A 20,122-nucleotide genomic window follows, 5' to 3' on the forward strand; every position below is an offset into this window, starting at 1 on the left:
TCGACTCGGCGGTTACCGGTTACCAGGTGTGCGTGACGGTCACGGGGGCCGACGCGGTGTACAGCTCCCCCACGGCGCGCACCTCGAACCGTGCGCTCTGCTCGCCCTGTTCGGGTGCCAGGCCGGCGACGAAGAACGCCCGCTGGCCGGTGGCGCCGAGGAAGCGCCGGGTTCCGTCGGGGAGGACGCGGTGGAGGGTGTGGTGGCGTACGGGCACCGGGCCGGGGCCGGGACTCCAGGCGAAACGCAGGTCGCCTCCGGTGGCGCCGGTGACCTGTGCGTCGGCCGGGGCGGCGGGCGTCTCGACACCGTTGTGAACGGCGATACCGCCGAGCCGCCACTGCACCGGGTCAACACCGGTCGGGGTAAGCCGGACGCCGAGCGCGTGAACGGTCCCGTTGGTGATCAGGTTCGTGAGCGGCACGGTCACGGTCTGCCAGCCGTTGACCGAATTCACAGGCATGCCGCTGTTGACCGAGTTCACAGGGATATACGTGTACGGCGGTGTCGCACCGGGCGCGCTCGGCTCGGCGGTGGCGACGGCCAGCTCGACGTTCACACTCCCAGCGTCCGTGCGATGCGTCAGCTCGACAACCGTGTTCACACCGATCGGCAGCCGAGTCGCGTACACATCGACGGCGACTGGCTCATCCAATGAGCCACTGACCAGGACGCTGCTGCCACCACGCCAGGCATCGGCGAAGTCGAACGAGACCGCGGGCCGCACGCCCTCCGTCCGCACCACCCACCGCCGCGACGGCAGCCGGTCCTGGAGCCCGAGGTGGTTCCAGGCCGCGTCCGAGGTGACCGCCCCCTCCTCGTACCACTTCACCCCGTGCCCGGTGTTGAACACACTGGCGAACGGAACCGACGTCACCGTCGACCGGTCCGCGACCGACACCGCAGGCGCCCGCCAACTGTCCGTTCCGTCGGGCGCGGCCGGGTCCAGCGACCGTCCGGTCCAGAACCGGTCGTCGGCCGCGTGGAAGTCGCCGGGTGTGCGGCCGGCGGGCAGGTGGTTGCGGGTCCACTCGGGCCGGTAGAACCCCACCGAGGCGACGTGTGCCTTGTTGGTCGGCACGATGGCGTCCCAGTTCACGGAGGAGTTCCAGCCGTTCGCCTCCACGTCCACGCCCGCCCACAACTCGTATCGGCTGCGCCCGAGTTGATCGGCCGTCTGACCGGATGACGTCAGCTTCGCCGCCGTCCAGCGGAAGTCGACGAACATGGAGTCGGCGGCCTGGAAGAAGGCCTGGTTCTGGCTGTTGAGCGCGCCCTGCCAGCTGACCGTGCCGTTCACTGTCATCGAGTCGTACCAGGTCACCCGCTGCCCCGCCGCCACGGACAGCGCCTTCAACTCCCGTACGAAACCGAGCATCTCGGTGCCGAGTGCGGTGTTGCCGCCGCTGGTCTCGGCGTTGACGAACCAGCCGTCGAAGCCGTATGCCGCGGCGACGGCGACGAGTTGGGCGGCAAGCGGATAGCGGCCCGCTGCGTCCTTCTGCACCAGGTCGCGCGTCCACTGCAACTGTCCGCCGTAGGCGACGGGCGGCAGGAAGATGTTGCCGAGGACGGGTACGCCGTGCCGGTGGGCGGCGTCCACGATCGGCGCGTTCGGCGCGAGGATCAGGCCCTCGCCGGACGAGCCGCCCCAGAAGACGAGTTCGTCGATGTACGACCAGTGGGTGAGCGCGTAGTAGTCGGCGGTGGCCGAGCCCTGGGAGGGGTTGGAGGCTGTCGGGCCGAAGGAGACGAGCGACTGGACGCGGGCCTGGCCGGACCGGGCGGTCGCGTTGGCCGGGGTCGGGGTGAAGCGGGCGGCGAGCGGCACGGACGCCGTGTTGAACGCGAGGTCGGCGTCACCGGCCGCGCTCCAGGTCTTCAGACTGCGCCAGGTGATGCCCGCGCCCGGGGTGCCCGAGGGCAGGGAGTCGGGGTACCAGTAGGAGGCGTACGGCGGTGCCGCAGCGGCGGCCGCGGAGGCCGCCGCAGCCGGAAGTGCCGGGAGCAGGGCGGCTGTTGTGGCGGCGAGCAGGACGGTGCGTCTGGTGGGGTTCACGAGCGGGTGTCTCCTTGTGGGGTGGGGAGTACCTGGTCGGGAGTGACGACTTCGGTGATGCCACGCGCGGCGAGGTGGGCCGGGTCGTCCGCGCGCGTGTCGAGGACGGTGGCCGGGCGGGCCCCGTCGGTGGTGAGCCGGAAGAACGCGTCGAAAACCGGCCCGCCGGGTGCGCAGGCCGAGCGGGCCGCGGGGTCCGCCGGTACGACGAGCGCGGTGGTCCGGGGCTTCGGGGTGTACGCGTGCTCGCGGGCCGCGCGCTCCAACACCCGTGCGGAGTCCTTGGGTTGCCGGTCGTTGGTCAACAGGCCGAGACCGTACTCGAGTTCGGGGAAGTCGGCGAGGTCGCGGGAGACGTCGTGGGAGCACCACCAGGTGATGCCCCACAGGTCGGGGCAGTCGAGGGCGTTCGCGACGGTCGCGGCGGTGAAGGCGGCGGCGTGCTCGGCGGGGACCAGCGGCGCGGGCGCCCCGACCTCCTGGAGCCAGACCGGACGGCCCGGATCGTCGGCCCACGCCTTGCTCAACTCGACGAGATACGCGGCGTGTTGCTCCGTCGGCACGGAGGTACGGCCGTGCCGCTGGGCGGTGCCGTTGAACACCCAGGAGTGCACGGCGGTGACCGCGCCACGCCGGGCGGCCTGCGCCGGGGTGAACGGCTGGTCGTCCTGGTACCAGGTCGCGTCGTACTCGGCGTGCAGATGCAGCCTGCCCGGGGCGCCCTCCTCGCAGGCGGCGAGCATCCGCTCCAGCCAGGCGTCGATCTGGTCGGCGGTCGCCCGGTCCGGGTCCGGATGAGGGCCCGCCGAGAACTGGTTGACCTCGTTGCCGAGGGTCATGCCGATGAAGTTGGACCGGTCGGCGAGGGCGGCGGCGAGTGTGCGCAGGTAGACCGCCTGCCCCTCGACGACCTCCGGGTCGGTGAAGAGGTTCCGCCGGTGCCAGGTCCGGGTCCAGGCCGGCAGGAAGTCGAAGCTACTCAGGTGTCCCTGAAGTCCGTCCACATTGACGTCGAGATCGAACTCGGCGGCGGCGTCCGCGAGTTGCACGAGCTGCTCGACGGCCCGGGGGCGGATCAGCGTGCGGTTGGGCTGGAAGTAGGGCCAGAGCGGGAAGACCCGGATGTGGTCGAGTCCGAGTTCCGCGATGGAGTCGAGGTCGGCGCGTACGGAGTCGAGGTCGAAGTCGAGCCAGTGGTGGAACCACCCTTCGCTCGGGGTGTAGTTGACGCCGAAGCGCACGGCAGGGGGCATGCGGTGTCCTTGCACTCGATGGGGGTGTCAACTCGATGGGGGTGTCAACTCGTTGGGGGTGTCGGCTCGTTGGGGGTGTCGGCTCGTTGGGGGTGTCAGCCCTTGACGGCGCCCTCGCCGACCCCGCGGAAGAAGTACCGCTGGAGACAGGCGAAGAGGGCGATCAGCGGTGCCACGGCGATGACCGTGCCGGCGGCGACGAGCCGTTCGTCGTTGGCGAAGGTGCCGTGCAGATAGTTGAGGCCGATGGTCAGGGTGAACTTGGACGGGTCGCTGAGCACGATGAGCGGCCACAGGAAGTCGTCCCAGGCGCCCATGAAGGCGAAGATCGCGACGACGGCGAGGGTGCCTTTCACCGACGGCAGCGCGATTCGCAGGAATCGCTGCCAGGAGTTGGCGCCGTCGACGAAGGCCGCCTCCTCGATCTCGTAGGGGAGGTTGAGGAAGGCGTTGCGCATCAGCAGGACGTTCATGGCGCCGATGCAGCCGGGCAGGACGACCCCGATGAGGGTGTTGTTCAGGCCGAGTTCCCGCATGGTTGTGAACTGGGCGATGATGATGCCCTCCACGGGCACGAGCATCGCGAGGATGAAGGCAAGCGTGGCCACGCGGCGGCCCCGGTAGCGCAGGCGGGCCAGGGCGTAGCCCGCGAGTGCCGAACCGACGCAGTTGGTCACGACGTTGGCGCCGGCGACCTTCAGGGAGTTGAGGGCGTAGTCCCAGACGGGGATGGTGTCGGCGACGCGTTCGTAGTTGTGGAGGGTCGGGTCGCCCGGCAGGAACTTCGGCGGGGAGCTGAAGATGTCCTCGGTCGGGCCCTTGAGGGAGGTCGACAGCTGCCACAGGAACGGGCCGACGGTCAGGGCGAGGACGCCGAGCAACAGGGCGTAGCGCAGGGCGAGTTCCCAGGCGCGGACGCGTCGGCCGTGCTCGTCCACGACCCGTCGCTTCCGGGCGGGCGCCGGGCGCTCGGTCGGACGTACCGCCGATGGCCGTTTCTCCAGCACGCTCACGGGGTGTCCTCCCTGCGGTCGGCGCGCAGGACGAGCAGCATCAGCGCGACGGTGACGGCGAAGACGACGACGGACAGGGCGGAGGCGTAGCCGACGCGGCCGGTGAGGCCGGTGCCGGTGCGCTGGACCAGCATGACGAGGGTCGTGTCCTCGCCCGCCGGGCCGCCGTCCGGGCCGGCCATCAGGTACACCTCGGAGAACACCTTGAACGCGGCGACCGAGGACAGCGCGCCGACCAGGACCATGGTGGAGCGGACGGCGGGCACAGTGACCGTGAGGAAGCGGCGTACCGCGCCCGCGCCGTCCACGGCCGCGGCCTCGTGCAGTTCGCGCGGGACGTTGGCGAGCGCCGCCAGGTAAATGATCATGTAGTAGCCGAGGCCCTTCCAGACCGTGACGGCCATCGCGCTCAGCAGAAGCAGCCACTGGTCGCTGAGGAAGCCGACCCGGCCGACGCCGATCGCCTCCAACAGCGAGTTGACCAGGCCGCGTTCGTCGAGCAGCCACACCCAGATGAGCCCGACGACGACGATCGAGGCGACGACCGGGGTGTAGAAGGCCGACCGGAAGAAGGTGATGCCGGGGATGTTCTTCTGGACCAGCAGCGCGAGCAGCAGGGGCAGCAGGACGAGTGCGGGGACGACCCCGACAACGTACAGCGTGCTGTTGCGCAGGCCGATCCAGAACATGTCGTCGTGCAGCAGTTCGCGGAAGTTGGCGAGGCCCACGAACTCGCCGGGGATCAGGGTCCGGCGGTCGGTGAAGGAGTTGATCAGGGTGGAGACGAACGGGTAGAGGATGAAGGCGCCGGTGATCAGCAGCCCGGGGGCGGCGAACAGCCAGGGGCTGGTGGGCAGTTGGCGCCGGACACGCCGTACCCGGGAGACGGTGGACAGGGCCATCGCGCGCTATCCCTGCTGCTGGAGAAGGGTGTTACAGGCCTTGACAGCGTTGTCGAGTGCTTCCTTGGGACTCTGCTTCCCCTGGAGCGCCCGCGCCACGGAGTTGCGCAGTTCGGTCTTCATCTGCTCGCTGAACAGCACGGGCGTGTAATTGACCGCGTTCTTCAGGGACTTGGCGGCGGCGATCCGCACCCGGGTCTCGTCGGTACCGTCCTCGGTGGTGAAGTACGGGTCGTCGAGCGAGCCGGCGGTACTGGGGAAGATGGCGACCTTCTTGGCGAACGACATCTGGTGCTCGGCGTCGGTGACGTAGTGCGCGAAGGCGACGGCGGCGGGCTTGCGCTTGCTCTGCGCGTTCACCATCACGCCCATGACGTACATGTTGACCTTGCCGGTGCTGGTGATCTGGTCGGTGATGCCGATGTTCTTGTACAGGTTCGGGGCCTGTTTCTTGAAGTTGCCGAGGTCCAGGGCGCTGCCCGGGTTCATGGCGACGGCTCCGGTCAGGAACTTCTTGCCGGAGGACTCGGGGGTCGCGGTCAGTGCCTGCGGGTCGAGCGCCTTGGCGTCGTACAACTCCTTGTACTTGGCGAGGAGTTCGACTCCCTTGGCGTCGTTGAAGGCGAAGGCGGTACCGGCGTCGTTCATGAGGGGGACGCCGTAGCGGCCGAAGTCCTCGATGGTGGGCACGTTGGCGAGCGTGGCGACCTTGCCCTCGCTCTTGTCGGCCAACTCCAGCGCGTCGGCGAAGAGTTCGTCGTACGTCTTGGGCGGTTGCTCGGGGTCGAGGCCCGCCTCCGTGAACAGGGACTTGTTGTAGAAGAGCGGGCCGGTGTTCAGATACCAGGGGAAGGCGTACGTCCCGGTCATGCCCGGGATCTCGTGGCTCGCCCAGGCCCCCGGCAGATACTCGCTCTTGTACTGGGCGGCGGCCTTGTCGAGGTCGAGCGCGAGGCCGGCCTTGGCGAGCGGAGCGACGAGGTCCGGCGAGACGTTGACGACGTCGGGCAGGGTGCCGCCCGCCGCGTCCGCGCTGATCTTGTCGGCGTAGCCCTCGGCGGGCTGGTCGATCCACTTCACGTCGGTGCCCGGGTACTTCTTCTCGAAGTCGGCGACGAGCCCCTCGAAGTACGACTTGAAGTTGGCGCGGAGGTTCCAGGTCTGGAAGGTGATGTCGCCCTCGATCTTGCCGGAGGCGTCGGTGGAACCGCTGTCGCCGCTCCCGGAGCCGCAGGCGCTCAGCGGCAGGACGACGGCGATGGCGGCAGCGGTGGCGAGAACTCTGCGGGGGATGCGCACGGCGGACGGGCTCCTTTGCGGCGGCGGTGGCCAATGGTGCCGGGGCAGACCCTGCACGCCCCGCGCCGGGCAAGTCAATGGATTCCGCTCAGCTAAATTCATTAGTTGGTCAACATGCCAGGTCAGACAGTTGAGTTGGCGGTATTGCGGCCGATCACTAATGCGCTTTAGGCTTGCCGGGCTCAAGCGCATTAGTGCGTGGCCACCGGGAATTGGGGAGCAAGGATGCCGGCCAAGCGGTCGCCCGCGCGCAGGCCGACGATGAAGGACATCGCGCAGCGCGCCGGGGTCTCCGAGAGCGCGGTCTCGTTCGCGCTCAACGGCCGTCCGGGAGTCTCCGAGGTCACCCGGGATCGAGTGCGGCGGGTCGCCGAGCAGTTGGGCTGGCGGCCCAGCACCGCGGCGCGCGCACTGTCCGGTGAAGGCTCGGCCACGGTGGGGCTGATGGTGGCGCGCCCGGCCGACACCCTGGGCGTCGACTCCTTCTTCCTCCAGCTCATCTCGGGCATCCAGGAAGTGCTGGCGGAGCGTCATCTCGGCCTGCTCTTCCAGGTGTTGGAAGGCGTCGACGACGAGTGCGCGGTGTACCGCCGCTGGTGGGCCGAGCACCGGGTCGACGGTGTGCTGGTCGTCGACCCGCGCACGGACGACCCCCGCCCCGGCCTCCTCGACGAACTGGGCCTGCCCGCCGTGGTGATCGGCGGCGCCCCGGACGAGCGGCACCCCGGCTGGTCGACGGTGTGGGCGGACGACGCGGGCGCGATGGCCTCGGTCGTGGACGGCCTGTACGCGCTCGGCCACCGGCGGATCGTGCACATCGCCGGGCTGCCGGGCCTCGCCCACACCGAGCGCCGGATCCGGACCCTGCGCGCCGAGGCGCGGCGGCGCGGACTGACGGAGGTGCAGTCGGTGACCACCGACTACTCGGACGCGGAGGGCGCGGCCGTCACCCGCCGGGTCCTGGCGGGTCCCACTCCCCCGACGGCCCTGATCTACGACAACGACGTGATGGCCGTCGCCGGGGTCGGCACGGCGAGCGAACTCGGCTTCTCGGTGCCGGCCGACGTGTCAGTGGTGGCCTGGGAAGACTCCGCACTGTGCCGCATGGTCAAACCGTGGCTGTCCGCGCTGTCCCGGGACAGCGCGGAGTTCGGGCGCACGGCGGCGACGGAACTCACGGCCCTGCTGGACGGCGGCCCGGCCCGCACGGTACGGGTGCCGGTGCCCCGGCTGATCGAGCGGGGCAGTACAGGGGCGGCGCGGCGGTGACGGCCGCCACGATGGACAGTCCGTCCGATCAGGGGAAAGGCAAGGCACTTGGGCGAGGAAGCGGACGTGACGGTCCCGGTCGAGGTGGATGGACAGAAGATCCTCGTTTCGGTCGGCCCGGCGGGACAGCGCGCGCTCGGCGGGCCGGCCGAGGAGCAGGAGATCAGCTGGCGGACCCCACGCCTGGAGACGGTCCTCGACAGCCTGACCGCCGTTGCGCGGGCCATGGGCACGCGACTTCAGCAGACCGGCGCGTCGAAGGCGACTGTCGAGTTCGGTTGCGATGTCTCCCTGGACACCGGCCAGTTGCTGGCCGTGGTGGGCAAGGCATCCTCGAAGTCCGCGTGGAAGGTGACGCTGGAGTGGACCGCGCCGGAGCCGAGGGAACCCCCGGAGGCGTAGCCATGGACCGCTGGAGAGCACTGCTGGAGGCCTCCACCGTAGCCCTGGACCTCCCGGGAGACAGCGGCGGCGGAACGGGATTCGTCCTCGCCCCCGGAACCGTGGTCACCTGCGCGCATGTCGTCGCCGGGGCGGACACGGTGCGGGGCCGGATGGTGGCGACCGGGGCCGAACTCACGCTGCCCGTGTCCGGCGAGTCGCTCCACCGAACGTCGAACGGCCTGGACATCGCGTTCCTGCGCTTCGACGCTCCGGCGATGCCACGGCCGCGTGCCGCCGCCTGATCGACCTGGCCGAGGATCCCGGCCAGGTCCCCGAGACCCGCCAGGCGTCGGCCGTCGCGCTCCTCGCGCTGGACGCTCCCGCCGGAACGGATGTGCTCGGCATGCTCCTGCGGACTGCGGAGTTCACGGTGCCGGACGTCGAGAACGCGCTGGGCATCCTCCCCGACGACCTGTCCGAGGAAGCACGCACCACCCTGGCTGACGCCCTGCACGACAACCCCGTTCTGGCCGGGGATCCGCACATGGCCCACTACCTGCAGGGGATGCTGCTGGCCCCCGTACGCCCGGGAGTTCTCGAGGAACTGTGCGAGGACCCCTCCGTGCCGCTGCCCCTGCGGCACAGGGCGACATGGGGGCTCTCCGAATCCGGCAGCCGGGGCGCGGAGGCCGTACGCCTCGTCTGCACGCAGGTCGTCGAGAGTGCCTCGTCGCCCGAGGACGCCGTGGCCTCGGCAGTCAGCGGGATCGGCGATGTCGGGCTGGCCGAGCGCCTGGCACGGGACGAACGGCTGAGCGGCTACACCCGAATGCAGGCCGTTGAACGACTCGCCCAACTCGGTCGACCGTCCGTCGCGGTGGACTGCGCGGACCTTCTCCTGGCTGATCCCGAAGACCAGTGGCTCCGTAGCCTCCTGGCCCACCTCCTTCGCCTACTCGGGGAGTCGACGAGGTGTCGGCAGATTCTGTCGATGCCTTCAACGATCCGGCGCTCGCCGTCGTCGACCGGCTCGACCACCTGGCCTCACTGATCGGTCTGGGCGCCACGGACGTACTGCACACCCCCTTGTCGCGCATGGCGACAGATGCGGACATCGGGGCAGCGGACCGGCTCGAAGCAGTGCAAGCCCTGGACGAGGTGGATCCGACGGCCGGAGTCGATCTGCTGACCAAGATCGCGGCGGACGACGCCCTGCCCGGAGACGTTTGCCGGGACACGGCGACGCAGCTGCTCAACCTCGGCGAGCGCGACACCGCGTCCGGATTGCTGCGACGCGTCGGGCGAAGGGAGTCCTCCGATCGGTGCTCGCCGACCGCGACGTGCCCGTCGCCGTTCGGATCGAGGCGGCCGAGAAGCTGATCGCGGTCCGCGAACCGGCCGAGGCCCATCTGGGCCTGCTCCGTCTGGCCCTCGGACGCGAGCCGAGCCCCGAGGACCGGGCCCACATCCTCGACCTCCTGCCTTCCGACCTGCGGGCGTGCGCCGTCCGCGTCCCCCCGGACCCGGCGGCGCGGGCGGTCTGACCCGGCCGGAGGACACGGCGGGCCCCGGTGGGGACAATGACCGTATGCGGCTGAGGGGAACGATCCGTGTCACCACCGCACTGACGCTGGCGGCCGCGGTGGGCTGCACCGCGAGCGACCGCGACGACGATCAGGCGCGCACGAGCCCGCCGGTGTCGGCCCGCGCCACTGGTCCGAGCCCCACGGCAACGCCCTCCCCCACCCCGACACCGGTCAACCCCGTCTCACTCCCGGGCCTGATCCAGCGCGAGCACAAGGGTTCCGGTCTGAAGCTCGGCGCCGTGCTCGCCCGTACCTCTGCCTACACCAGTTACGAGGTGACGTACGAGGCGAACGGGCTGACGATCTCGGGTCTCATGAACATTCCCGCGGGCAAGGGCCCCTTCCCCGCGCTGGTGCTCGCGCACGGCTACATCGACCCGGCGATCTACACCACCGGCCGCGGCCTCAACCGCGAGCAGGATCTCCTCGCCCGCAGCGGCTACGTGGTCCTGCACACCGATTACCGCAATCACGCGGACTCGGACAAGGATGCGGACAACGACCGCAACCTGCGCCTCGGTTACACCGAGGACGTCATCGGCGCCGCCATGGCTCTACGGTCGTCAGGGCGCCCGGAGATCGATACCGACCGTCTCGGCCTGCTAGGCCGCTCGATGGGCGGCGGAGTCGTCTACAACACGCTCGTGGTGGCGCCGGGTCTGTTCGACGCCGCCGTCGCCTTCGCGCCGGTCAGCTCGCGCCCCGAGGAGAACATCGACCAGTTCCAGCGCCCCGAGGGCGACCCGCTCGTCGCCGAGATCGAATCCGCCCACGGCACGCCCGAGGAGAACCCCAAGTTCTGGCGAGAGGTCTCCCCTGTCACCTACGTCGACCGGGTCACCGACCCCCTGCTCATCCACCACGGCACGGCCGACACAACCTGCCCCATCCGCTGGACCCGCCAAACCGTGGCAGCCTTCGAGAAGGCCGGCAAGGACATCACACTGCGCACCTACCAGGGCGAGGGCCACACCTTCTATCCCCAGTGGAGCCGCTCGATGGACACCACCATGGACTTCTTCGAACGGCACCTGCGCTGAAGCCTGCGGGCGGTCACAGGTCACCGACCCCCTGATGACCTGTGACCGCCCGGTCGGTGCTCCTCAGACGTGGGAGCGGTACAGCCCGAACTCCGCGATCCGCACCTCCGCCCGCGCCTGTGTCACCCGAACTCGCCACCGCCGCGCCCGAACCGGCGCCGCCAGCAACAGGATCCGGCTCGCGCCGATCGTGCCCGCGCCCGCCACCTTGGTCCAGCGGCCCCCGGTGAACGCCTCGACGACGAAGGCCTCGACCTGCTGCCCGTGGGCGATGTCCTCCGCGAGGCGAATCCGGTCCGCGGCCACCTCCCTGCCGAGGTCGACGGTCACGACACCCGGGGTCCGGGTCACCGAGGCGCCGATCGTCAGGTCGGCCGGCAGTTCGCTGTCGACGCGCTCCCGGAACTCCCGCAGCCGGGTGACGTCGGAGGCGGCGAGGAGGCCGTCGGTGTCCGGCGGGACATTGAGGAGGAGGACGGCGTTGCGGCCGACCGAGCCGAAGTAGATCTCGGTCAACTGGTCGACGCTCTTGGGCTGTTGGTCGGCGTGGTAGAACCAGCCGTCCCGGATGGACACATCGCACTCGGCGGGCCACCACTGCACGTAGTCCGCGACAGAACGGGCTGCCACGAGCGCGTCCCGGCCGCCCATGTCCGCCGCGTCGTAGGAGAGCGCGAAGTCGGTCTTGCCGTAGTCCTTCTCGGTGACCGGTACGACGCTCCACTCGTTCTCGCGCGCCAGCCCGCCCTCGTTGCCGACCCAGCGGACATCGGGCCCGGAGACGGCGATCGTGGCGTCCGGGGCGAGGGTGCGCACGAGGGTGTACCAGCTGTCCCAGTCGTACTTCTCGACCTTGTCCGGCGGGATGTGCCCCTGGGCGCCGTCGAACCAGACCTCGTCGACGGGTCCGTACTCGGTGAGGACCTCGTAGAGCTGGTCGAGCATATGGGCGCCGTAGTCGGTGGCGGGGAGGGTGAACGTCGGGCCGTCCGGACGGTCGTCGTTCTCGACCGGGGTCGGGATGGTGTGCTCGACGCGCGGGCTGCCGTTGGCGTAGACGCCGTGGAGGTACTGGTTCTCGTCGGCGGGTGAGATGTAGACACCGACCTTGAGTCCGTACCGCCGCATGGAGTCGGCGAAGGAGCGCAGCACATCGCCCAGTCCGTCGCGCCAACTGCTCGACGCCACCGAGTGGTTGGTGTACCGGGAGGGATAGAGAACGAAGCCGTCGTGGTGCTTGACGGTGAGGATGGCGAGCTTGAAACCGCCGTCGCGCAGAGCCCGCGCCCACTGGTCGGTGTCGAGGCCGGTCGGCTGGAAGACGTTCGGGTCCTCGTCGCCGGTGCCCCATTCGAGGCCGGTGAAGGTGTTGACGCCGAAGTGCAGGAACGCGGTCCGCTCCAGCCGCTGCCAGGCGATCTGCCGTGCGGTGGGCCGGACTTGGGATGCCTTGGCGACGAGAACGTCGGCGGAGTCGGTGGCGCTGACGGGGATGCGGAAGTTCGGTTCCTCCGCGACCGAAGCCGCAGCCGAAGCCACAGCCGAGGCTCCCGCCGGAGCCGTGGCGGCCAGGGCGAGCGAGGTGCCTCTGGAGGCGACGAGCGAGGCGGCTGCCGTGACGAAGAGACGTCTGGAGACTGTCATGGGGAACGGACTCCTCGGGTCAGTGGTCAGTAGATCAGCAAGTCAGTGGATGGTGGTCAAGTGCCAAGCAGCGGGCTGCTGTTGGTCGGGCGGATACTGCACGAGCCGACCGTCGTCGGTCACGTGCACCGCCATCCGTGTGATCGCGTTGACGAGGGTGAAGCCCCCGGCGACCTGCTCCAACTCCCAGCGCTGCACGGTGTTTCCGGCATCGCAGGTCTGGGCCGTGATCTCGACGCCTGGCTGGAGCGGGGTGTTGAGCGTGAGCTTCCCGCCGCGCACCTCGAGACAGCCGGTCCCGGTCCGCAGGGTGACGTATCCGTCGGGTGTGCGCCGCACCTCGGCGGTGAGGGAGGCGACGCCCGCCCGCAAGGTGTACGTCCCGTCCGTGACCGGCACCCGGGTCAGGTCCCGCCAGCCGGGCGCGTGCCCAACAGCCGTCCCCCGCGCGGTGAATTGGGCGTACGTGGCGTCGGGATGCGGATCGCCCCAGGTGGCCTGTGCTACGTGCCGCAGCGCGGGGTCGGTGTCGACGGCGACCTCGTTCTCGGTCTCGCCGCGCCCGTTGTCGGGCCAGAGGCTGATCTTCGCGCCGGTGATCCCCTGGCTGGAGGCGACCTTCTCGCCCTCGAAGCTGCGCGGGTCCCAACTCTGGTCGTACAGGCCCTTGGTGTCGGTATGGAAGCCACCCCGGACGAGGTACAGCGCATAGGCCGCGTTCATCAACGGGTAGCCCTGGGCGAGGAGTTGGCTCGGTTTCACGGCCACGTTCAGCCAGTGCTCGACCGTCGTGCCCGCCGTCACCGGCACGGTGTTGGCGCCGGTCAGCCCGTCGTTCCAGATGCGCAGCTTCTTGCCCTCGGCGGCCACGTAGGCCTGGACGCGGTTGACGAAGTCGATGAAGGCGTCCTGGGGTGTGGCGTTCGCCCCGTACTTCTCCTGCGCGTACCGCAGGACCTGCGGGTACTTGGCGAAGTCGGAACCGAGCATGTACTCGTCGGCGCCCATGTGCCAGGAGCCGCCGGTGAACACCTGGGCGTACTCGTCGATCAGGCTCGTGTAGTAGTCGAAGGCGGCCGGCTGGGTGATGTCGAGCCGGCTGGGCTGCTTGTTGCCGTCGGAGTCGGTGAGCTGGAGATCGGAACGGTTCTCGATCCAGGGGTCCATGTGGCCCGGGGAGTTGATCTCCGGAATGATCTCGACGTGGTACTTGTCGCCGAGGGCGACGAGCCGCCGGATCTCGTCCTTGGTGTAGTAGCCCCAGGTGTTGGCCTCGGGGTGGGAGTCGCTCTTCACCTTGAGTTCCAGAAGCAGCTGGTTGAGCTTGTGGTACGCCATGTCGCGTACGAGGTTCTCCAGCCACGCGGTCGAGATGTGGATGTAGCAGGCGCACACACCGACGCCCCGTTCCGCGTACCGGGGCACGTCGACCGTGCGTCCGGCGGGGATCCGGTCGCCCTGGGCGAGGAGTTGGAGGACGGTCCGGGTGCCGTAGAAGGCACCGCGCTCGTTCGCGCCGGTCACCGACAGCCGTGCGCCCGCCCGGAGTTCGTACCCCTCGGCGCCCAACGCGGCCCTGCCCGGCTGGACTTCGATAACGATGTCACCGGTACGCGCACCGCCGCTGACCACGGGTACGTCGCCATGCCCGGCGTCGCGCAGATCGTCGGCGAGGGTGTCCGCGACCCTGCGCTCGGGCGCCGTATCGGCGACCAGTCGGGCAGAGCCGCCGTACTGATAGCTCCCCTGCTCCGGGGTCCAGTTCGCGAGCGCGGGCACGGTGACCGGGGCACTCGCCGCCACCGTGCCGGCGACGGCCGGAACCGGGGCGGCCAGCAGCAGAAGGGCGACCAGCGTGCCCAGGAGCCGACGTCTTGGATACGTACTCATCTGGAAGCTCCCATTCATCGGAGGTGTGATGATCGAGCGCACCTCAGGGACTGTCAATGGGGTCCGGAGCCAGCACAGTTCGGCCAGTGATCGGATGACCAGCGGATCAATGACGAGAACCGGGCACCTCGGTGCACGAAAAGTCCAAGAGGCCCGTGCCGAATGTCCAAGCTCGGCGACCCCCCAACGACTCTCGGCGACCCTCGACGCCACTTGTACTCACGAGTAGCCTCATCGCCTCACGCGTAGCACGATGTGTCGCATACACCCCGAGGAGCCCCCGTGACCAGCTGGGCAGGCCGTACCGCCACCGAGATCGCCGCCGCCGTACGCGAGAAGCGCGTCACGCCCCGTGAAGTCGTGGCCGAACATCTGGCGCGCATCGAGCTGCTGGACGCCCGCGTCGGAGCGTTCCGCCGGCTGCGGGCGCAGGAGGCGCTGGCCGAGGCGGACGAGGTGGCCGCCCGCACCGATCTGGCCGACCTGCCGCTCGCGGGCGTACCCATCGCGGTCAAGGACAACCTGGGCGTGCGCGGCGAGTCCACCCGGCGTGGCACCACGGCGACGCCGGACACCCCCGCCGACCACGACCACATCACCGTGGCCCGGCTCCGCGCGGCGGGCGCGATCGTCGTCGGCGTCACCAATGTGCCCGAGCTGTGCATCTGGGGCACCACGGAGGGCACCCTCGGCACGGCCCGCAACCCTTGGGACACCACCCGTACGGCGGGCGGTTCGTCGGGCGGCAGCGCGGCGGCCGTCGGCGCCGGGATGGTGCCGATCGCCCTGGGCAACGACGGCATGGGCTCGCTGCGCATCCCCGCCGCCAACTGCGGCGTCGTCACCATCAAGCCGGGCCTCGGGGTCGTTCCGGCGGGCATCGGTAACGGCGACTGGTTCGGCATGTCGGAGAACGGCCCGCTGGCGACGACGGTCGAGGACGCCCGCCTGATGCTGTCGATCCTCGCGGACACCGAGTTCGTACGGTCGGACGCGCACGCCGGCCGCAAGGTCGCCCTCTCGGTCCGCAGCCCCATCACCGGCGTCACCATCAGCAGGCCGTACGTCTCCGCCGCGCGCGAGGCCGCCGCGCTGCTCGACGGCGCCGGTCACCAGGTGCGGCCCGCCGACCCGCCGTACCCGCTGTCGATCGGCGTCACCTCGTTCACCCACTGGACTGCGGGCACGGCACGGGACGCGGAGGGCTTCGACAGGAGCGGGCTGACCCGACGCACCCGGGTCCACGCTGCCATCGGGCGCCGGTTCCTCGGCTACGTCGAGCGGGGACAGCACAAGGAGCAACTGCGCCGCCGCCTGGAGCCGTTCTTCGCCGAGCACGACGTCCTGCTCACCCCGGCCCTCGCCCGCCGCTCCCCCGCCGCCGCCGCCTGGCACGAGCGGGGCTGGCTGCGCAACATCCTCGCCAACACCAACTACTCGCCGATGACACCCCCGTGGAACCTGACGGGCTGGCCGGCGATGGCCGTACCCTTCGGCACCCTGCCCTCGGGCGCGCCCTGCGCCGTCCAGTTGGTGGGCCGACCGGGCTCGGAGGCCGTACTCCTCGACGTGGCACAGCAGTTGGAGGAGCTGCACCCCTGGCAGCGGACGGCTCCGCTCGCCTAGGCCCTTGTGAAGTCGGTCAGTCGGAGCCGAGGGCCTTGTGCATGATGTGCAGGCCCACCCGGCCGTACCGGGGATGGTCGAACGCGTCCGGGACCGTGCCCAGGATCGTGAAGCCGAGCGAAGTCCACAGCTTGACCGCCGGGTTGGTCTCGACGACCGCGTTGAAGACCATGCCCCGATAGCCGTGGGCCTCGGCCTCGCTCAGGACGTGTTCGGCGAGCGCTCGGCCGATGCCACGACCGCCGCAGTCGGGGTCGACCATGAAACCGGCGTTGGCGATACGGGCCGCGGGGCCACCGTAGTTGGGGGTGAGAAAGGCGGAGCCGACGACAGCCCCCGCGCCTTCCTCGGCGACGTACACCCTCTTGGCCGGGCTCATCCACAGGGCGCGGGCCGCTTCCTCGGAGGTGTCCGGGGCCCAGGTGTAGGTGTCTGCGGCGGCGACGATGCGGTGCCAGAACGGCCAGATCCGCGGCCAGTCACCGGCCGCGGCTTCCCTGATGATCAGCATGGACGTGAGTGTGGCACGCCCATGCCGACGTCAATCTCGACGGGTACTAGTCGACGCTGGGCAGGATGTGCGGCTCGGCGAGGTCGTCCTCGTAGCCCGCCAGGCGGATCGGGGCCGACCTGGCCCACACGTCGAGGCTGCCGAGCCGGTCGCTCCGGTCGACAGGGGCCGTCGTGCGTTCCTCAGGGCCTTGTTCGAGATTCGTCTTCTCCGGTGTCACCGCGCACTCCTTATGTGTCGGGTCACCCTCAGGACAATCGGGACCAGTCTGATGCCGGTCGCTCCACGTCCACTCGGGTCTTGGTCAAGAGCAGTAAGGACGCGGTGGCGCCGGTAACGGACCGTGGGTGTGGGTGGAACCCAGTCGTGCTGCCCGTCGGCTCCAGTATTAACCAAATGAGCGCATGCCCGCTCGATGGGGTGAAAACAAGCGGTAAAGATCTCACGTCGCTCAGTGTTCATTCAGCCATAATCTGGGGTTGTTTGTTACCTGGAGCACGGTTTGAGCATCACCCGTACGGCTCAGCCGACGGACCCTCGTACGGCATTGCCGGAACACGTCCGGCAGTTCAGCTCCCGTTGGCCCGCGCGCAAGTCGCCCATGATCTGCTGCCCGAAGGCAACGGCTGGTCCCGCGGTAGGACTCGGGAGGACTGACGCATGGAGCTGCGCGGCGTCGAGGAGCTGATGGATCTGCTGCACGCCTGCCGGGGCACCCCCGAGCACGGCGGCGGCCCCTTCGCCGGTACGGCGGACTCCGCCGACCCCGTCGACCTGCACCAGCACGCACTCCAGACGGCCGCCCTGCTGCGCCGAAGTCGCCCGGCCGACAAGGAACTCCAGATCGCGGGCCTGGTCCACGTCATAGGCCGGCTCCTGGCCCCCGGCGACCCCACCCGCCACGCCCGAACCGCGGCGGACGCAGTACGGCACCTGCTCGGCGAACGGGTCGCCCGCCTCGTACACGACAGCCCGCACGCCACGGACCTGGACCCGCACGTCGACGCCGACACCCTGACCCTGCGCCAGGCGGACGAGGCCGGCCGCACCCCGGGCTTCGACGCGGGCGTCCTGGAGGACTGGCGCACCCTGCTGGAACTGGTCGCGGAACAGCACTCCCGCCTGGGCGCCGTGGACTGAATCCCCTCAACCACCGTACGTCCGGGGGCTGTTGACTGACGGCCCGTCATGAGACGGTACGCGGATGACGTCGCCGTACGGACTGGACGGACGGGTCGCCCTGGTCACCGGGGGCACGCGAGGCATCGGGCTGGCCGTCGCGGAGGCGCTGGTGCGGGCGCGAGCGCAGGTGTGCGTAACGGCCCGCGATCCGGACGGGGTCGCGCGGGCCGCCAAGACGCTCGGCGGCATCGGCTTGGCGGGCAACGCCGCCGATCCCGCCCACCTGTCCCTGTTGACCGAGTTCACACTCGACACCTTCGGCCGCATCGACATCGTCGTGAACAACGCGGCCACGAACCAGCCCTACGGCCCCCTCATGGACGCGAACCCGGACGAATGGCGCACAGCCTTCACCACGAACGTCGAGGCTCCCCTACGCCTGACGCAGCACGTGTGGCGGGCCTGGATGCGCGAACACGGCGGCACGATCATCAACATCTGCACGGAGGGTGCCACCCACGTAGGCCCCAACATCGGCACATACGGCACCACGAAAGCGGCCCTGCTCCACCTCACCCAACAACTCGCAGGCGAACTGGCCCCAAGGGTCCGGGTCAACTCGGTCTCCCCCGGCCTGGTCCGCACAGAAATGGCCCGCTTCGTATGGGAGCCGAGCGAGCAAGAGATCGCGTCCGGCCTCCCCCTCGCCCGAATCGGCGAACCCAAGGACATCGCCCAAGCGGTGCTATGGCTGGCGTCAGACGCAGCAAAGTGGGTGACTGGAGCCGACCTACTGGTGGACGGCGGTACAAGAGTCAGAGCGGCACTGCAGCGAACCTTTTAGGGGCGCGGGGAACTGCGCGACCAGCCCCCACCGGCCGGCACACGCCCCACACCCCCCCGCCTACCACTTACCAGGCGCGTAGTCCTTCAAGAACACCCCGTACAGATCCTCGCCCAACTCCCCCCGCACGACCGGGTCGTATACACGAGCCGCCCCATCCACAAGATCAAGCGGCGCATGAAACCCCTCATCGGCCAAGCGCAGCTTGTCGTAATGAGGCCGCTCGTCAGTGATCCACCCCGTGTCGACCGAGGTCATCAGAATCCCGTCGGCCTGGAACATCTCCTGCGCACTGGTCCGCGTGACCATGTTCATCGCGGCCTTCGCCGCGTTCGTGTTCGGATGCCCGGCCCCCTTGTACCCACGCCCGAACACCCCCTCCATGGCCGACACGTTGACCACGTACGCACGCCCACTCACCGCACCCTTCGCAGCCCCCGCCATAGCCGGCCGCAGCTTGCTGATCAGGATGAACGGCGCCGTGTAGTTGCACAGCTGGGTTTCGAGCAGCTCCACCGGAGAGATCTGCTCGATCGTCTGCACCCACGTGTTGGTGTCGACGACGTCGGGGACGAGCCCGCCCGCGTCGATGGCCGTGCCGTCGAGGTGCCGGGCGATGCTGGCGTTGCCCGCGACGAGGGCGAGGTCGGCGACCTGCTGGGCGTCGAGGCCGCTGATGCCGACGGGCAGCGCGGCCAGTCCGTCGACCGCGCCGGATCCGAAGGCGCCGATCACCCGGTGGGCGGGCAGTTCCCCGGCGGGCAGCGGAGCGCTCTCGCCCTCGACCAGGGCGGCGTACGCGGAGGGCAGCCGGCGTACCGTCTGGGTCGCGTTGTTGATCAGGATGTCGAGCGGTCCCTGCTCCGCGACCTGGTCGGCCAGGGCCACGACCTGGGCCGGGTCGCGCAGATCGGTGCCGACGACCTCCAGCCGGTGGATCCAGTCCGCCGAGTCGTCCATGGCCTTGAAGCGGCGGATGGCGTCCTTCGGAAACCGCGTGGTGATCGTGGTGTGCGCGCCGTCGCGCAGCAGCCGCAGCGCGATGTACATACCGATCTTGGCCCGGCCGCCGGTGAGCAGCGCGCGCTTGCCGGTGAGGTCGGTGCGGGCGTCGCGGCGGGAGCGGTTGAGGGCGGCGCAGTCCTGGCAGAGCTGGTGGTAGAAGTAGTCGACCTCGACGTAGCGGGTCTTGCAGGTGTAGCAGGAGCGCGGGCGCTGGAGTATCCCCGCGATCTGCCCCTCCTCGGTCACCGACGACGGCAGGATGCCCTCGGTCTCGTCGTCGATGCGCTGGGCGGAGCCGGTCGCCGTGGACTCGGTGACCGCCTTGTCGTGGGCGGTCTTGGCGGCCCGGCGCTCCTGCCTGCGGCGCTGCTTGACCGTGCGGTAGACGCCGGCGGTGGCGCGGCGCACGGCGATGGCGTCGGGGTGGTCGACGTCCAGCTTGTCCAGCTCTTCGAGCACGCTGAGGCAGACGGCCATGCGCTCGGGGTCGATGCCCGGACCATAGGAGACGTTGTCCACGTCGTCCAGGCCGTCCACGGCCGTCGGGCCGTCCTCTGTCACCGTCATCGCGCTGCCGTTCCCTGGGTCGCCGTCGCGGCGCCTTGACCGCGCCCGCTCTCGAACAGGCGATTTTACGGAAGCCCGACCCCAGTCACCAAACCCGCGACGATCATG

General features: G+C 69.8%; 19 protein-coding genes. 9 read left to right on the forward strand and 10 right to left on the reverse strand.

The annotated features are described in order from the left end of the window. Window positions 1-19: 19 nt before the first annotated feature. From LUX31_RS02845 to LUX31_RS02865, 5 genes are all read right to left on the reverse strand, one after another. Complete coding sequence (locus LUX31_RS02845) at window positions 20-2,059, reverse strand: endo-beta-N-acetylglucosaminidase (RefSeq protein WP_235472931.1); 2,040 nt, start codon at window positions 2,057-2,059, stop codon at window positions 20-22. Then, window positions 2,056-3,312: a glycoside hydrolase 5 family protein gene (locus tag LUX31_RS02850; protein ID WP_235472932.1), complete on the reverse strand. Its 1,257-nt coding sequence runs from the start codon at window positions 3,310-3,312 to the stop codon at window positions 2,056-2,058. The genes LUX31_RS02845 and LUX31_RS02850 overlap by 4 nt, the downstream gene beginning before the upstream one ends. A 95-nt stretch (window positions 3,313-3,407) precedes the next feature. Then, window positions 3,408-4,325 (reverse strand): carbohydrate ABC transporter permease, encoded by a 918-nt coding sequence (locus LUX31_RS02855; RefSeq protein WP_443045922.1) that lies wholly within the window; start codon window positions 4,323-4,325, stop codon window positions 3,408-3,410. Beyond that, window positions 4,322-5,227 (reverse strand): carbohydrate ABC transporter permease, encoded by a 906-nt coding sequence (locus LUX31_RS02860; RefSeq protein WP_235472933.1) that lies wholly within the window; start codon window positions 5,225-5,227, stop codon window positions 4,322-4,324. Before LUX31_RS02860 ends, LUX31_RS02855 begins: the two co-directional genes overlap by 4 nt. 6 nt (window positions 5,228-5,233) lie before the next feature. Continuing rightward, window positions 5,234-6,526: an ABC transporter substrate-binding protein gene (locus tag LUX31_RS02865; protein WP_235472934.1), complete on the reverse strand. Its 1,293-nt coding sequence runs from the start codon at window positions 6,524-6,526 to the stop codon at window positions 5,234-5,236. 225 nt (window positions 6,527-6,751) lie between these two features. Here LUX31_RS02865 and LUX31_RS02870 point away from each other — a divergent pair, with 225 nt between their 5' ends. The 6 genes from LUX31_RS02870 (at window position 6,752) to LUX31_RS02895 (ending at window position 10,805) form a co-directional block, all read left to right on the forward strand. Continuing rightward, entirely contained in the window at window positions 6,752-7,795 is a 1,044-nt protein-coding gene (locus tag LUX31_RS02870) for a LacI family DNA-binding transcriptional regulator (RefSeq protein ID WP_235472935.1), read from the forward strand. A 66-nt stretch (window positions 7,796-7,861) separates the two neighbouring features. Next, window positions 7,862-8,197: a CU044_2847 family protein gene (locus LUX31_RS02875; RefSeq protein ID WP_235472936.1), complete on the forward strand. Its 336-nt coding sequence runs from the start codon at window positions 7,862-7,864 to the stop codon at window positions 8,195-8,197. A 2-nt stretch (window positions 8,198-8,199) separates the two neighbouring features. After that, a complete protein-coding gene (locus LUX31_RS02880; protein ID WP_235472937.1) occupies window positions 8,200-8,481 on the forward strand; it encodes a trypsin-like peptidase domain-containing protein in 282 nt (93 codons plus the stop codon). A gap of 101 nt (window positions 8,482-8,582) precedes the next feature. Continuing rightward, a complete protein-coding gene (locus LUX31_RS02885) occupies window positions 8,583-9,230 on the forward strand; it encodes a hypothetical protein (protein ID WP_235472938.1) in 648 nt (215 codons plus the stop codon). A gap of 271 nt (window positions 9,231-9,501) precedes the next feature. Continuing rightward, window positions 9,502-9,723 carry a hypothetical protein gene (locus LUX31_RS02890; protein WP_235472939.1) on the forward strand — a complete coding sequence of 74 codons (222 nt, stop codon included), beginning with the start codon at window positions 9,502-9,504 and terminating at the stop codon, window positions 9,721-9,723. A gap of 44 nt (window positions 9,724-9,767) precedes the next feature. Beyond that, a complete protein-coding gene (locus LUX31_RS02895) occupies window positions 9,768-10,805 on the forward strand; it encodes an alpha/beta hydrolase family protein (RefSeq protein ID WP_235472940.1) in 1,038 nt (345 codons plus the stop codon). 63 nt (window positions 10,806-10,868) lie between these two features. Here LUX31_RS02895 and LUX31_RS02900 read toward each other — a convergent pair whose 3' ends face one another. Together LUX31_RS02900 and LUX31_RS02905 are read right to left on the reverse strand one after the other, a co-directional pair. After that, on the reverse strand, window positions 10,869-12,449 hold the full coding sequence (locus LUX31_RS02900; RefSeq protein WP_235472941.1) for an alpha-L-fucosidase: 1,581 nt from the start codon (window positions 12,447-12,449) through the stop codon (window positions 10,869-10,871). Window positions 12,450-12,491: 42 nt separating this feature from the next. Further along, on the reverse strand, window positions 12,492-14,339 hold the full coding sequence (locus tag LUX31_RS02905) for a family 20 glycosylhydrolase (RefSeq protein WP_235472942.1): 1,848 nt from the start codon (window positions 14,337-14,339) through the stop codon (window positions 12,492-12,494). Window positions 14,340-14,621: 282 nt separating this feature from the next. Here LUX31_RS02905 and LUX31_RS02910 point away from each other — a divergent pair, with 282 nt between their 5' ends. After that, complete coding sequence (locus LUX31_RS02910; RefSeq protein WP_235472943.1) at window positions 14,622-15,965, forward strand: amidase; 1,344 nt, start codon at window positions 14,622-14,624, stop codon at window positions 15,963-15,965. Window positions 15,966-15,981: 16 nt separating this feature from the next. Here the strand turns inward: LUX31_RS02910 and LUX31_RS02915 are convergent, their stop codons facing one another. Beyond that, the gene (locus LUX31_RS02915) at window positions 15,982-16,473 is read right to left on the reverse strand and encodes a GNAT family N-acetyltransferase (RefSeq protein WP_235479776.1); all 492 of its coding nucleotides are present in this window, start codon (window positions 16,471-16,473) and stop codon (window positions 15,982-15,984) included. Window positions 16,474-16,522: 49 nt separating this feature from the next. Further along, window positions 16,523-16,696, reverse strand: a complete 174-nt coding sequence (locus LUX31_RS02920; protein ID WP_198655181.1) for a hypothetical protein — start codon at window positions 16,694-16,696, stop codon at window positions 16,523-16,525. A gap of 440 nt (window positions 16,697-17,136) precedes the next feature. Here LUX31_RS02920 and LUX31_RS02925 point away from each other — a divergent pair, with 440 nt between their 5' ends. Together LUX31_RS02925 and LUX31_RS02930 are read left to right on the forward strand one after the other, a co-directional pair. Further along, window positions 17,137-17,616 (forward strand): inositol oxygenase, encoded by a 480-nt coding sequence (locus LUX31_RS02925; RefSeq protein WP_235472944.1) that lies wholly within the window; start codon window positions 17,137-17,139, stop codon window positions 17,614-17,616. Window positions 17,617-17,680: 64 nt separating this feature from the next. Further along, on the forward strand, window positions 17,681-18,442 hold the full coding sequence (locus tag LUX31_RS02930; protein WP_235472945.1) for an SDR family oxidoreductase: 762 nt from the start codon (window positions 17,681-17,683) through the stop codon (window positions 18,440-18,442). A 60-nt stretch (window positions 18,443-18,502) separates the two neighbouring features. Here LUX31_RS02930 and LUX31_RS02935 read toward each other — a convergent pair whose 3' ends face one another. Next, window positions 18,503-20,014 (reverse strand): SDR family NAD(P)-dependent oxidoreductase, encoded by a 1,512-nt coding sequence (locus LUX31_RS02935; protein ID WP_235472946.1) that lies wholly within the window; start codon window positions 20,012-20,014, stop codon window positions 18,503-18,505. Window positions 20,015-20,122: the final 108 nt, after the last annotated feature.

Origin of the sequence: Streptomyces sp. GQFP (genome assembly GCF_021545335.1) — a bacterium.
Taxonomy (GTDB): domain Bacteria; phylum Actinomycetota; class Actinomycetes; order Streptomycetales; family Streptomycetaceae; genus Streptomyces.

Coding starts and splice junctions, on each gene's coding strand:
- LUX31_RS02895 (WP_235472940.1), top strand. CDS start 9,768: ATGCGGCTGAGGGGAACGATCCGTGTCACCACCGCACTGACGCTGGCG.
- LUX31_RS02905 (WP_235472942.1), bottom strand. CDS start 14,339: ATGAGTACGTATCCAAGACGTCGGCTCCTGGGCACGCTGGTCGCCCTT.
- LUX31_RS02850 (WP_235472932.1), bottom strand. CDS start 3,312: ATGCCCCCTGCCGTGCGCTTCGGCGTCAACTACACCCCGAGCGAAGGG.
- LUX31_RS02880 (WP_235472937.1), top strand. CDS start 8,200: ATGGACCGCTGGAGAGCACTGCTGGAGGCCTCCACCGTAGCCCTGGAC.
- LUX31_RS02870 (WP_235472935.1), top strand. CDS start 6,752: ATGCCGGCCAAGCGGTCGCCCGCGCGCAGGCCGACGATGAAGGACATC.
- LUX31_RS02935 (WP_235472946.1), bottom strand. CDS start 20,014: ATGACGGTGACAGAGGACGGCCCGACGGCCGTGGACGGCCTGGACGAC.
- LUX31_RS02930 (WP_235472945.1), top strand. CDS start 17,681: ATGACGTCGCCGTACGGACTGGACGGACGGGTCGCCCTGGTCACCGGG.
- LUX31_RS02900 (WP_235472941.1), bottom strand. CDS start 12,449: ATGACAGTCTCCAGACGTCTCTTCGTCACGGCAGCCGCCTCGCTCGTC.
- LUX31_RS02925 (WP_235472944.1), top strand. CDS start 17,137: ATGGAGCTGCGCGGCGTCGAGGAGCTGATGGATCTGCTGCACGCCTGC.
- LUX31_RS02885 (WP_235472938.1), top strand. CDS start 8,583: ATGCTCCTGCGGACTGCGGAGTTCACGGTGCCGGACGTCGAGAACGCG.
- LUX31_RS02860 (WP_235472933.1), bottom strand. CDS start 5,227: ATGGCCCTGTCCACCGTCTCCCGGGTACGGCGTGTCCGGCGCCAACTG.